The following is a 13,296-nucleotide window of genomic DNA, read 5'->3' as shown; positions in this document are numbered from 1 at the left end:
CCGACCGCCCTCTGCGCTCGGCGCAGAGGGCGGGACAGCAACGGCAAGGCGGGGATCAGAAGTGGAGGAAGCCGAACCAGCCGTCGACCTCGAACGCCGAGAACCCGGCGTCGGTGATTCCCGCGTCGCCGCCCAGGTTTTCGTAGTACCCCGTGCCGCCCGCCGCATGAAGGCCGCCCGCCGCAGCGGTCAGGTCATGGTCTTCCCCGGCAAACGCCGAACTGGCGCCGCCCAGCAGAGCGGTGGCGGCGAGGGCGGTGGCGGCGAGCGCCGTACGGATACGCATGTGAGCTCCCTACGTCGGGTGAAGCGAACATCGGATGCATGCCCTGGTATTCAGCCTTTTCAGCAAAATCTGGGACTATGTCACCCGCTCGGTCTATCAGAACAGGACAAACGACTCGCGCTGTGATCCGGCTCGGTTCTGACCGTCGATGACGATCACCTCATGGCCGACGCGATGGTGGGGCGTCTGTCCGAGGGCGTGCCCCGGCCGGTCAAGTGGCGTGCCAGCCGGACCAGTGAGTCACCGCGATTTCCACGACGGGTCCTTCCGGCGGGCGGTCGGCGTACTGCCGCCGGTACTTCCGCGCGAGCAGGCTCACATACCGCGCGGACACCGCCGAGCCCTCGGCCGGTGGCAGCACGGTGGCCGTTCCGTCCGCGCGCGCCCACCACAGGCGGTCCCAGTCCTCGTCGTAGCCGTCGACGAGGAGACAGACCTCGGGGTGGGCACGGATGTTGGCCAGCCGCTTCAGCCGGGTCGACCGCTTCGGCTTGTGGTCCACGGCGAAGGCCAGGGTGTCGCCGGTGAGGGCGAAGACAGCGGGGACCAGGTGCGGGCGGCCGGAGGCGTCGACGGTCGCGAGGCGGGCGACCCGGGCCCGGGCGAAGCGCTCCCGGGCCCGGCCGCTCGTCATCCTCGGCACGGCGGCATCCGACGGCTCACCGGAAGCGTTCCGCTACGGCGGCGAGCTCGTCCAGATACGACAGGCTCTCGGCCAACGGCATCGTCGGCAGATAGAACAGCAGCCGCTCCACATCGAGCCGTGTGTACCGCTCGACGATCTCGGGCTCCTTCTGCACCGCGTAGACGGTCACCGGCACATCCCGGCCCGCGACGCTCCGCATACGGTCGATCTTCGGCGCCAGTTCCTCGGGCCCCGCGCTGTTGGCCAGCCAGGCGTCGCCGAAGGCGGCCACGCGCTTGAAGGCCCCCTCGCCGCCGCCCACGTAGATGGGCGTGTGGGGGCGCTGGACCGGCTTCGGCCAGGAGTAGACGGGATCGAAGTCGACGAAGTCCCCGTGGAACTCGGCCTTGTCCTTCGTCCACAGCTCGCGGATGGCCCGCAGCCGCTCGTCCACGAGGCGGCCCCGGGTGCGCGGGTCCGTGCCGTGGTTCTCCATCTCCTCCTCGTTCCAGCCGACGCCGACCCCGAAGACGGCCCTCCCGCCGGAGACGAGGTCCAGGGACGCCACCTCCTTGGCCGTGATGATCGGGTCCCGCTGGACCACCAGCGCGATACCGGTGCCCAGCAGGATCCGCTCGGTCACCGCGGCGGCGGCACTGAGCGCGACGAACGGGTCGAGGGTGCGGTAGTAGATCTCCGGCAGCTCGCCGCCGCCGGGGTACGGCGTACGGCGGTCCACCGGGATATGGGTGTGCTCGGCGAGGAACAAGGAGTCGAGCCCTCGCTCCTCGATGGCGCGCCCCAGCGCGATGGGCGCGATGCCCTGGTCGGTGATGAAGGTCGATACACCGAACTTCACAGCGGCTCCCTCGGATTCCGGGTTCTCGGGGGTTGCGGACCGGTCGTGGGTTCACGGGACCCGCGAACTCGCGATCAATGGCCAGGTACCCCGATCGTCCCGAGCAGAACAATCCGTAGGGCCGACCGGCCGATCCACGTGTGCCGAGGCACGATCGTGCCGCCTTCGGCCGGGCGTCAGGCCGGGGCTTTGCCTTTCGCCGGATGGGTCGTTATGGTTTCACACGGCCCTGTTGTCTCCGATAGAGGTGGACGTTGCGCATCTGAGGTTCGCGATCATCGCGCCGTACGGCTCTGTCCGTACGCCTGTCACGTTGTAGCGGCTTTCTCCGCCGTCCGTGACGCCCGCGTGGATGCGACCTCGGTGCATGGGCCGTCCTCCCAGTTTTCCGGACTGCCGCACCCTCCGTTTTCCCGGTTCGGTCGCCGCGTGGTGCTCGCATACGAAGCCCCCCGTCCACCGCGCTTTCGACTGCGAGAATCCCCATGGCGACACCCACCACCCCCAGTACCTCCCTGACCTGCTCCGCCCTCTCCTTCCAGTGGCCTGACGGCACCCCCGTCCTCGACGGGCTGTCCCTCACCATCGGCCGGGGCCGCACCGGTCTCGTCGGCGCCAATGGCACGGGCAAGTCCACACTGCTGCGACTGCTGGCCGGCCGGCTGCGCCCTGCCCAGGGGTCGGTGAGCGCGAGCGGCAGCCTCGCGTACCTTCCCCAGAACGTCACACTCGACACCGCGCTGCGCGTCGACGAGGCCCTGGGCATCGCCGAGCGGCGCGGCGCGCTGCGCGCCATCGAGGCCGGAGACGTCCGCGACACACACTTCGAGACGATCGGCGACGACTGGGACGTCGAGGAACGGGCCCTGGCGACACTGGGCTCTCTCGGCCTCGCCGATGTCGAACTGGACCGCACGGTTGGCCAGTTGTCCGGCGGGGAGACCGTCCTGCTGCGGCTGGCCGCACTGCTGCTGGAGCGTCCCGACATCCTCCTGCTGGACGAGCCGACCAACAACCTCGACCTGTCCGCGCGCCGCAGACTCTACGAGGCCGTCGACTCCTGGCGCTCCGGTGTGCTCGTCGTCGTCAGCCACGACCTCGAACTGCTCGAACGCGTGGACCGTATCGCCGAGCTGCGTGCCGGATCCGTGAGCTGGTACGGAGGCGGCTGGTCCGCCTACCAGGAGGCCCTGGCCACCGAGCAGGAAGCGGCCGGGCGGATGCTGCGGGCCGCCGAGGCGGACGTACGCCGGCAGAAACGCGAACTGGAAGAGACCCAGGTGAAGCTGGCCCGGCGCCAGCGGCACAACAAGAAGATGGACGCCCAGCGGCGGGCCCCGAGGATCGTGGCGGGCGAACGGAAGCGTTCCGCGCAGGAGTCGGGGGACAAACTGCGCGGCCTTCAGGAGGACCGGCTCCATGAGGCGCGCGAGCGCCGGGAGGAGGCCGCGGACGCGATCCGTCATGACGCGGAGATCCGCGTGAGCCTTCCTCATACGGCCGTGCCCGCGGGCCGCACCGTCCTGAGCCTGCGTGAGCTGCGCCCCCGGTTCGGCAGGCTGCGCGAGGGGAACCTCCAGGTGCAGGGGCCCGAGCGGATCGCGCTGGTCGGGCGTAACGGCGCGGGCAAGACCACGGTACTGCGCACCCTCGCCGGGGAGTTGGCTCCGCTGGCCGGCGAGGCCAGGACGTTCGTACCGCTGCGGTTTCTGCCACAGCGTCTGGATGTGCTGGACGACGAACTGAGCGTCGCGGCGAACGTCGCCCGGCTGGCTCCCGGAGTGACCGACAACCACATCCGGTCCCAGCTCGCGCGATTCCTGTTCAAGGGTGCGCGCGCCGAGCAGGCCGCGGGCACCCTCTCGGGCGGAGAACGCTTCCGCGCCGCGCTCGCGGCGATGATGCTCGCCGCGCCGGCCCCGCAGCTGCTGATGCTGGACGAGCCGACCAACAACCTCGATACCGCCAGCGTGCGGCAGCTGACGAGCGCGCTCGCCTCGTACGAGGGCGCGCTCCTGATCGCCGGCCACGATCTGCCGTTCCTCGAAGCGGCCGGCATCACCCGGTGGCTGCTCCTCGCGGAAGAGCTCCAGGAGACCACCGCGGAAGAGGTCCGCGGCCTGCTGGAGGCACCGGAAGCCGGCTGACACGGCCGCCGCGGCGCCTTCTCGTACGTACCCCCTCACCCACTAAGTCACCTCAAGGAGAGATCACCCTTGACGCATCACGCGACAACGGCACGTCGTACCCGTACGGCCGGCGCGGGCGGACGTCCCTCGGACGTATCGGTCCTCCCCAACCCGCCGCCGGGAACGCGTCTGGCCGATATCCGAGCGTGTCTGGAGAGCGCGGGCGCACCGGATTACCGTTTCCGGCAGCTCGTGCGCTGCCTGCACCACCAGCGCGTGGAGCACTTCGAGGATCTGCGGGAGCTGCCCACGGCGTTGCGGCGGGAGCTGACCGCGCGCTTCGGACCAACGGTGTTCCCCTTGAAGCCGGTGGTCATCCAGTCGGCGGAGCAGGTGGAGAAGGTCCTCTTCGAGGCCCGGTCCCAGACGCGGGCGCGGACGCGGCCCGGGGCCGGGACCCGGACCGTCCGCGCGGAGACGGTCCTGTCCCGCTACCGGGCCGGATGGTCGTCGATCTGCGTCTCGTCCCAGGCGGGATGCGGCCTGGGCTGCACCTTCTGCGCCACCGGTGCGGTGGGACTGGTCCGCAACCTGACCGCGGACGAGATCTACGCCCAGGTCGTGCATCCGCACTGGCGCGCCGACGGTGCGGCCCTGCCCGACAGTGTCGCCTTCATGGGCATGGGCGAGGCGCTGGCCAACCCGCACATCTTCCCCGCCCTCCAACTGCTCACCACCCCGGGGTACGGCGGGCTCTCGCCGCGGCGCATCACCGTCTCGACCGTGGGCTTCGCACCCAACCTGGCACGGCTCACACGAGAACAGCCGCAGATCACGGTGACCTTGTCCGTCCACTCCCCCTTTCCGGAGCAGCGGGCAGAGCTCATCCCTCTGGAACGCCGCTTCCCGCTGGCCGAGAATCTCGCCGTCCTCGACCGGCACGTCGTCGCCGTGCGCCGCAAGGTCTACCTCGCGTATCTGCTCATCGACGGAGTCAACGACTCCGACGAGCATCTGCGCGCCCTGGCCCGGCTGGTGAGGGCGCGGTCACGCCCGGAGCTGTTCCACGTCAGCGTGATCCCGTACAACACCGCTTCCGGCGCCGACCCCTCCTACCGGGCACCGGCGGCGGAGACGGTCTCGCGGTTCGTGGCGCAGCTGCGCGCTCTGGGGGTGCGGGCGACGCGCAGGCGGCAGTTCGGTTCGTCCATCGACGCCGCGTGCGGGCAGCTCCACGCCCGGTATCTCGCCTCTCTCTGAGAGAGGTATCCGGGAGAGGTATTCGAGGCGCGCGGGAGGCCGCGGTCCCGTCGGCGGCTACGCATTCTCACCCGCTCTGCTCAGGTCTTGCGGATCGCGGCGAGCAGAGCGGGTGAGTGGTACGCCGTCGAGCGGCCGGACAGCCAGGATTCGAGGTCCGGCGGCTGGGGACGTGCGCCGCCCAGGGCGTAGAGGCCCACCAGGAGCAGCACGCCGATCACGGTCAGTGTGAGTGCGATCGCCACGGCGACATGGAAGCCGTGTGCCAGGCCCATGGTCAGGGCGAGGTGCAGCAGAACGGGCCCGACCAGGAACGCCGCTTCCGACCGCAGCAGTTCGACCAGGGCGAAGGTCGGGCCGATCTGTGCCGACGGTACGGAGAAGCCCGCGAGGAAGAGCCCCGGCGTCACGCCCGCGCCCGCCCCGAAGCCCAGGAAGAGCGCGGCGACGGGGACGACCACCGAGGCGTTCGCCGTGGACCCGGTCAGCAGGATGCCGGCGCCGATGGCCACGCTGACGGTGCCGGACAGGGCCAGATACGGGGTCCAGCGGGTCGACATCAGCCGCCGGAACAGGACGGCGGCCACGAGCACACCGAGGATCTGGGGTGTGAGGAGCGTCCCGACGCGCAGCGGAGCGTAGTGCGCCTCCCGTGTCAGATAGACCTCGGTCAGTTCCAGGAGCGAGGTGAAGCACGCGCCGACGAGCATCGCGTTGACCGTTCCGACGACCGGCAGTGTGTTGCTGATGGGCCGTACCGGCATCAGCGGAGTGGCCTTGCTGTACTGGCCTCCCACCAGAAGCACACCGCAGATCAGCCCGCAGATGACCGGCACATAGAAGGCGGGGTCGCCGAACGAGCTACGAGTCAGCCACGAGACGCCGAAGAACGGCAGCACGGTGGTTCCGAGCGCCAGTGGAATCGCCGACCAGTCGAACCTCGCCCGGCGGGCCGTCGGTTCATTGCCCTCGAACGTCAGGGCGCCGACGGTCAGGCCGATCGCCGCCAGCGCGGCGAGGCCCGCGAACAACACCCGCCAACCGCCCAGACTGCCGACGAGCCCGCCCACCAGCGGCCCGAAGGCCACCATGCCGAACAGCCCGAGGCTGACGACGGCCGCGGTCGTCCGAAGCCGCCCGATGGGGTGTCCGGTGACCAGTGGTGGCAGCGCCGCGACCAGCAGCATCCCGGTGCACAGCCCCTGGAGCACCACACCGGCCGTGAACAGGCCGACACCTGGCGCGCTGAACGCCAGCACCGAACTCAGCACGAAGCCGGTCTCGCAGATGAGGTAGATCCTGCGCCGTGCCACGCGCTGGACGAGGTCCGCGGCGGCCACCGCGCCGAACGCGTACGCCGCGTTCGACATGCCACTGGCGAGCTGGAGCTCGAACGCGGTGGCGCCGATGTCCCCCATGATCCGCGGTTCCGCCTGGGAGGTGGCGGTGGTGAGGATCAGATACGGGCTCAGCGCGAGCAGTGAGAGCGCCACCGCCGCGGGATAGCGACCGGCCAGCGGAATCCGGCTGAACAGACCCGGCGAGGGTGGGCTGAACCGCAAGGACGCCTCCGGGGCGAGAGGGAAGGGCCGCGGGACCGTCGCGCGCCGGGCACCGGCCTCTGTGCCGTCCTCGTGGTGCGACGCCCCGCGTCCGGCCGGGCCGCCGGCTCAGCGTACGTCCGTACCCCGCGGGCCCGGGACTGACACGCCCGCGCCGAGACACGCCCACCGGGAACCCGTCGGCGTCGTTGTCCGCCGTTCGGCGGCTCAGCCTTCGGGGAGGCTGCCGCACAGATGGTCCAGGGCGAACGCGCCCGCCTCCCGCTGCAACTGCCGTTCCGCCTCGAGCTGCCGCAGCAGTCCGTCGAGGAGCTGGTCGTCACGCGGGTTCTGGAGGAATTCCAGTACGGCCCGCTGGAAGGCGCCTCGGAGGGTCGACGGCATGGCGTCGGAGGCGTCGAAGCAGAGCTCGTCCGCCTCCCGGAACAGTTCCAGGACCTTCGCGGTGCCCGGCGTCAGGGCTCCTGGACCCGCCGTGCGGTCGGGAAAGAAGGGACGCTCCGCCGGTTCCGCCACGGCGGCCCAGTCGTCACGGGTCTCCCGGGATGTCAGCTGCTCCATGAGCTTCCAGGCCGCTTCGCTCGGTGTGAAGACGGCCGCCATGTCGCCGGAGACCTCGAAGGCCTTCTGAGGGGCCGGCAGACCGGGGACGAACTCGGAGATGGGGGCGGGCAGCACATCGTTGCCGTAGTAGCGGCGGATGAAGGAACCTTGATGCTCCAGGGTGCAGTCGCCGCTGTTCAGCAGGCCGTACGGCCTCTGGCCCTCGAAGGGCGTGGACAGCGCCTCCTTGCCCGCGTTGTCACCGGCCGCCGTCAGCAGCGTCTGCCACGACCGCCATGCCTCCTTCACCGGGCCGTCGTCCCACTCGAGATCCCCGGTGGCCCACTCCTCGTACACGGAGGGGCCGTACCGCTGCAGGAGGAGATCCTCGATCCAGTCCGTGCCGGGCCAGCCGGACGTGGCGTCCGATGCCATGCCCAGGCACCAGGTGGGCTCCCCGGCCGGGGCCGTGTCACCGCGGCGGCTCCATACGATGCTCTTGAGGTCCACCCGCACCGGCACCCAGTACGAGTGCTGGCGCTGCTCGCCGTCCTTGTCCAGGACCGTGATCCTCGGCGACCACGGTCCGATGGCCGCCTGCGCCACATCCTCCGGCAACGGCCGCGCGTCGCCGTCGCGCGCGTACTCGGCCAGCTCGCCCTGGCCGTTGAGGATAGCCACATCGGGCGGTGTGTCCGTGCGCAGCTGGGCCACGAGCGTCTCGCGCAGGGAGCGTGTGCCCTCGTAGACGTAGGTGTCACCCGTCCGCTCGGCGATCTTCTCCAGCGTGTCCACGAACGGCTTCTCCTCGCCGTCGGTCCACGGGCCCAGCACCACCAGCGTTCTGTCCTCCTCGGTCGAGCAGCCCGTCGACACGAGCGCGGCCACGGCGAGAAGGCAGCAGGCCAGAGCGGTGCGGAGCGAGGGGCGCGTGGTTCTCATGGGGACCTCCAGTGGATCGCCAAGTGCCTCCGGCCGTAGTGGAAGAGTGTGAAACCGCAGGCCACGGTGGTCGCCGAGGCGATCGCGAGGGCCAGAGCGGCGGCCGAGGCCCAGGTGCCCGGGTGCGTGTCGCGCAGGTTCGCGGCGAGTTGTTCGTCCTCCTCCTCGATCAGGGTGTCGGTGTCGATCTCGCTCTTGATCTCCTTCTTGATGCTGTCGCCGGCCGCGTGCGCCACCGAGACGGCGCCGAGGTTTCCGGCGGTGTGCCGTACGTACTGCTGCGCGCGGTGCTGACCGGCGGCGCCGAACGCCAGCACCACGAGCACCAGCAGGACAGGCACCGCGAAGACCGTCAGCAGGGGGCTCCGTATCCGCAGCTGCCCCCGGACGAAGTTGAGCGTGCCCACGACGGTGAACGTGAAGACCAGCGCCGCGAGCAGCGCCGCCGACGCCGCCCCCACCGGCAGCGCGGTCCATGCCGAGAGGTCGTCCACGTCGGCGCGCAGTTCCTTCTCCAGGCTCCTGACGCGGTCGAGGAGGGCCGGGGAAGTGGCATCGATGGGGCCCCTGCCACTGCCCAGCAGGCCCGTCGCGTACTCCATGCCGGCCCTGCGCAGTTCGTCGCTCCCGTGGTGGCTGTTCGCCCAGTTGATCCAGTCGTCGTAGGCGACGACCAGCCCCGAGATCACGCGGACCTCCTGCTCCTGGGCCTTGCCCAGGGCCTTGGTCTGGGCGGCGTTGTTCAGGCTCTGCGACGCCTCGGTCAGCAGGGAGGGGTACCGCTCGCCGAGCCCGACGAGGGCGGTCTGCGGCAGTGGTTCGTCCTCGCCCGTGCCGAGCCGGCGCTCGGCCTCGTACTGCGCCAGCGTCAGCGAGATCCGGGCATGGGTCAGTTCCACCAGGGCGGGGGCGTAACGATCACGGAGCTGTTCCGTGCGGCCCTGGAGGTTGAAGTACGCCGTGGCCGCGAGGGCGAGAACCGTGAGGGCGACGGCGGGCAGCAGCAGCATCCGGCCGAGCAGGAACCGCGCGGTGGACCGCCGGTCACCCGAGGGCGTGCGCCCGGACGACCAGCGCCACAGCGCCCGCCCCGCCGCCCGGACACGGCGTGTGAGTCGGCGGGTCATCTCCGCTCCCCCGTCGCGGCGGCGCCGTCCGGGCCGGAGGACCGGCCGCGGAGCCGGCCGCGGAACAGGCCGCGGCGCGGTTCGCCTCGGCGGTGGCTGAAGGCGTAGGGGCGGGTGCGGTACGCGTTGTCGACCAGGGCCTCGGCCAGCTCCCGGTCCTCGGGCCGTGCGGTGAGCGGCACTTGCTCGGAGAGCCGCAGATAGCAGGCCGCGAGCTGTTCGCGCAGTTCCCGTGCCGTGACCGGGGCGGGGATCCTCTCCGGCAGCTCCGCCAGCTTCGCGTGGAGCGCGGCCAGCGGCCCGGACTCCGTCTCGGCCGCGGCGGACGCCCTTCCGCCATGGCTCTGTCTTCCACGGTCCCGGACCGTACGGCTCGGCTCACCGTCCCGCGCGGTCGTGACCAGCCGGAGCAGCAGCTCCTGGAGATCGGCGCGGAGCCGCTCCTGCGCGTGCCGGTCGGTCAGGCCCTCCTTCAGGGTCAGCCGGTGCAGGGCCACCCACGACTGCCTGGCCGCGGCCACGGTCGGCGGGGAGCCGTCGGCGGGCGGGTCGGCGAGGATACGCACCATGGCCGTCCGGGCCGCGGTGCGATGGCGCGAATCGGCGGGGACGGCTTCGAGACAGTCGAGGGCGAGCTGCGGTTTCCGGTCGGCGAGATGGATACGCGCGAGACCGAAGGCGGCACCGCCCAGGGCGTGGTTACGGTGCCACACGGCCCCGTACAGGACCATGGCGTCCTTCGGGCGGCCGAGGAACTCGTGGCAGTAGCCGAGGGCCAGTTTGGGCGCGTACTCGCCGGGGATCGCCGCGTAGACCCGGTCGAAGCACTCCAGCGCGGATTCCACCCGGTCACGGGCGAGATGGAGCAGCCCCTGATGCCAGCGCAGCCGCCAGTCGTACGCGGCCAGGGCGCCGACGGCGGTCCGGGCCCGCCTCAGCTCCCGCTCGGCGGCGGCCCGTTCACGGACGGCCTCGGCGGGTTGGTCTCGGGCGATCTCCAGATGGAGCCGGCAGCGCAGCAGCGCCCGTTCGGGAGACTCGTCCCAGGCGCTGCTGAGCTGGAGCAGCCCGGCCGGATCGTCGTACGACGTGCGTTGTAACTCTGTCCAGTTCTCGTCGGCGTCGTCCGGTTTGGGAACCGGCAGCCCAAGAGCGACCTCCGTGGGTCTCGGTGGCCAGGCCGTCAGCCGGCGCTTCCCGTTGCCGCCGTGTCGCCACTGCTCAAGCGGCGGGGCCTTGCCGAGCTCGCCGTCTAGGGCGGCGGGCGCCGCGGCGAAGAGCGGTGACGGTTCGAACGTCTCCTCGCCGAGCCGCAGCGAGCGCAGCTCACGCAGGACGCCGCGGAGCTGGACGGACATCTCCTCCGCGGTGGCGAAGCGCTCCGAGGGAAGAGGCGCCGTGGCGCGGCTCAGCGCCCGTCGCAGTGAGGTCGTACCGAGGCCGGAAGGGTCTTCGGGGACCCGGTCGAGCAGTGCCTGGAGAACGGCGCCGACGGCATACAGATCGGCCGATACGGTCATGTTGGTGGAGGTGCGCAGCTCGGGAGCCGGATAGGTGACAGGCCCGGGGGAACCGATCTTCCGTACGCCGGCGACATCGATCAGCTTGATGCCGTCGCCGCAGTGGATCACGTTGGTGAGGGAGAGGTCTCCATAGACGAATTCCCTCTCGACGTGGAGATACGTGAACGCGTTCAGGATGCGCAGCCCGTAGATGGCGATGAACTCGTGCACGCGGTAGTCGTGGAAGGGCGCGACGCGCTGGGCGATCTGCTCGGCGACCCAGGCCAGCGGCGCGCCGTCGGCGAACTCCATCACGATGAACTTGGCGGTGTTCGCCGGGTGGCCGGGGTGCTTGGCGTAGTTGAAGACCTTGATGATCGAGGGGTGGTTGAGGCTGACGAGCCGCAGACGCTCCGTCAGGGCGGTCTTCGTGGCGCTGGGATCGTCGGGGTCGCGCACACCCTTGAGCGCGACGGCCCGTTCTTCGAGCATCTGGTCGCGGGCGAGATACACCTGCCCGTAGCTGCCCTGGCCGAGCCGGCCGACGACCCGGTACTGCTGATGCAGCTCCTGCCCGCGTACGAGACCGGGATCGGGAACGGCGACGGGCGAGGCTACGGGCGCGCGCGGAGGACGGGTCCGGGGTACGTGCTCGTGGCCGTGGCCGTGCTCCCGGTCCGGCTCGTGGCCGTGTTCCGGCTCCGGCTCCGGCTCCGGCTCCGGCTCCGGCTCCGGCTCGACGAAATCGTCGGGATTGCCGACGGTGACGTGCGGGAGGTCGGTGAGTCCGTCGCCCGGCGGGAGCACGACGTATCCCCGCGGGGTGTGCGGCAGATCGAGCGACTGTACGGCGTCCTCCACGGCGGTGGTGAGCCGGAACAGTTCGTACGCGACGACCGCGCTGTTACGCAGCACATCGCCCTGGCGCAACTCCGCCAATCGCGAGGTGAGTTGAGCTGACAGAGGCTCGGGGGCGCGCGCGGCCCGCCGATCCTTCCCCGCCTCCTGGAGCTGACGGCGCCGCTCCTCCAGACCGGCGAGCACGGTCAGTCGCGCGGCGACGGCGACCGCGCGGCGTTCCGCCCACCGCGGGTCGAGCAGTTCACCGGCGACGCGTTCCAGCAATGGGGAGTGCGGATCGCGGAAGACGAGCAGCAGCCTGCTGTGGCCGGGCTTCAGCAGCGCGCGGAGCAGGGGCAGGGCCGCTTCCCCCTCCGGGGCGACCCGGTCGATGGAGAGGAAGGCGGCGGAGAGCGGCGGGCCCTCCTCGGCGATCCGCTCCAGCAGTACGGCGGTGTCGGTGGCCGGTGACGTACGGTCGTGCAAACCGCTCCGGGCCGCGGTGCGGGCGACGAGCTGCTCCGCCGTCCAGCCCGTCGCGTCCAGGGCGATGTCGATCGAGCCGGCCTGCGGGTCCATCGCTCCGCCGGTGCGTACCGCCCGCGGATTGCGCTCACGGTCGGCGAGGATCAGCGTCGAGTGGATGGCGAACAGGGCGTCGTGGTCGTCGTCCTGGGCGAAGGCCAGCTCCACGGGCTCTGCCACACGGTCGGGACCCGCGGCCGCGTCCATGGAGGTCGCCGGCCCGGCCCCCGCTCCTGGCCGCGGTCGTGTCCGGCTCCGCGCGCTCGTACGCGACCCCGTTCCCGTATCCGCGATGCCTGCTGTGCCCGCGCTGCCCGCGCCTGTTCTTGTGGTGCCTGCGCTGCTTGCGGTGCCTGTGCCCGTGCCTGTCGCGGTGCCGCCGTCGCTGAGCCAACGGGTCATCGTGCGGCGCAGCCCGAGGGCACGCTCCGCGCTCCCCGGGCGGGGGGCGAGCGGGATGGTGCGCGAGACCGCGCGCGGCCCCGACACCAGCAGATCCAGTTTGCCGGTGGGCAGATGCCTCAGGATCGTCTCCGTCGGGATCACATAGGCGTGGCCCAGGGCGACGGGGAAGCGCTCCGATTCGTGCTGATGTACGAGGATGCCGATGACCCCACCCGTACCGCTGTGGACCACTCCGCTGCCGCTGAAGCCGTGCCGGACCGCATAGGGCGCCGACTCGGGGTCGAGCTGCACCCATTCCGGGTCGTGGCCGGGGCCGCCCCGCCCCATGAGCCGGGCGTTGATGTGCTCACCGCCCGGCAGGTCCACCGGATAGCCGACGGTGTGCACCAGCGCGTTGCGCGCCGGGATCTGCCGGTGGAGCACGGCGGGCTTCACCCGTGGTCGCTCGGCCAGCCGCAGCAGCGCGATGTCGGCGCTGAAGTGTGAGGTGGGCGGCCGCAGATATTCGGCCAGCACCTCGGCGTGCAGCGGCTCGGGCACCGCGGAGCGGGCGTCCGGGAATTCCGCGTACACCCGCTCCAGAGACCGGGGCGGATCGGCGCTCCCAGGGCGGCGCTTGGACAGGACGACATGGGCGCAGGTGAGCACCAGCCCACCGGACAGCAGCACCCCCGCTCCCAGCGGCGCCGCC

The 13,296-nt window shown here is 71.2% G+C and carries 9 protein-coding genes; 2 read left to right on the top strand and 7 right to left on the bottom strand.

The genetic code is table 11. The features are described 5' to 3' along the window. Positions 1 to 55 precede the first annotated feature (55 nt). The 3 genes from ACIRQP_RS24430 to ACIRQP_RS24420 form a co-directional block, all read right to left on the bottom strand. Entirely contained in the window at positions 56 to 286 is a 231-nt protein-coding gene (locus tag ACIRQP_RS24430; RefSeq protein ID WP_403893248.1) for a hypothetical protein, read from the bottom strand. Positions 287 to 497: 211 nt separating this feature from the next. Next, entirely contained in the window at positions 498 to 929 is a 432-nt protein-coding gene (locus ACIRQP_RS24425) for a TIGR03668 family PPOX class F420-dependent oxidoreductase (protein WP_403893247.1), read from the bottom strand. Between the two features lie 16 nt (positions 930 to 945). Beyond that, positions 946 to 1,770 (bottom strand): LLM class F420-dependent oxidoreductase, encoded by an 825-nt coding sequence (locus ACIRQP_RS24420; protein WP_403893246.1) that lies wholly within the window; start codon positions 1,768 to 1,770, stop codon positions 946 to 948. 485 nt (positions 1,771 to 2,255) lie between these two features. Here ACIRQP_RS24420 and ACIRQP_RS24415 point away from each other — a divergent pair, with 485 nt between their 5' ends. Together ACIRQP_RS24415 and ACIRQP_RS24410 are read left to right on the top strand one after the other, a co-directional pair. Further along, complete coding sequence (locus ACIRQP_RS24415) at positions 2,256 to 3,917, top strand: ATP-binding cassette domain-containing protein (protein WP_403893245.1); 1,662 nt, start codon at positions 2,256 to 2,258, stop codon at positions 3,915 to 3,917. Between the two features lie 69 nt (positions 3,918 to 3,986). After that, complete coding sequence (locus ACIRQP_RS24410; protein ID WP_403893244.1) at positions 3,987 to 5,159, top strand: radical SAM protein; 1,173 nt, start codon at positions 3,987 to 3,989, stop codon at positions 5,157 to 5,159. Between the two features lie 80 nt (positions 5,160 to 5,239). Here ACIRQP_RS24410 and ACIRQP_RS24405 read toward each other — a convergent pair whose 3' ends face one another. The 4 genes from ACIRQP_RS24405 to ACIRQP_RS24390 form a co-directional block, all read right to left on the bottom strand. Then, on the bottom strand, positions 5,240 to 6,721 hold the full coding sequence (locus ACIRQP_RS24405) for an MFS transporter (RefSeq protein ID WP_403893243.1): 1,482 nt from the start codon (positions 6,719 to 6,721) through the stop codon (positions 5,240 to 5,242). Between the two features lie 207 nt (positions 6,722 to 6,928). After that, a complete protein-coding gene (locus ACIRQP_RS24400) occupies positions 6,929 to 8,206 on the bottom strand; it encodes an ABC transporter substrate-binding protein (RefSeq protein WP_403893242.1) in 1,278 nt (425 codons plus the stop codon). Then, positions 8,203 to 9,333, bottom strand: a complete 1,131-nt coding sequence (locus ACIRQP_RS24395) for a hypothetical protein (protein WP_403893241.1) — start codon at positions 9,331 to 9,333, stop codon at positions 8,203 to 8,205. The genes ACIRQP_RS24400 and ACIRQP_RS24395 overlap by 4 nt, the downstream gene beginning before the upstream one ends. Further along, positions 9,330 to 13,274 (bottom strand): tetratricopeptide repeat protein, encoded by a 3,945-nt coding sequence (locus tag ACIRQP_RS24390; RefSeq protein ID WP_403893240.1) that lies wholly within the window; start codon positions 13,272 to 13,274, stop codon positions 9,330 to 9,332. The genes ACIRQP_RS24395 and ACIRQP_RS24390 overlap by 4 nt, the downstream gene beginning before the upstream one ends. Between the last annotated feature and the right edge of the window lie 22 nt (positions 13,275 to 13,296).

It is taken from the genome of Streptomyces sp. NPDC102274, from assembly GCF_044766385.1.
Taxonomy (GTDB): Bacteria; Actinomycetota; Actinomycetes; order Streptomycetales; family Streptomycetaceae; genus Streptomyces.
The sequence above is the reverse complement of the archived record's forward strand: the minus strand, read 5'-3'. Positions and strand labels throughout refer to the sequence as shown.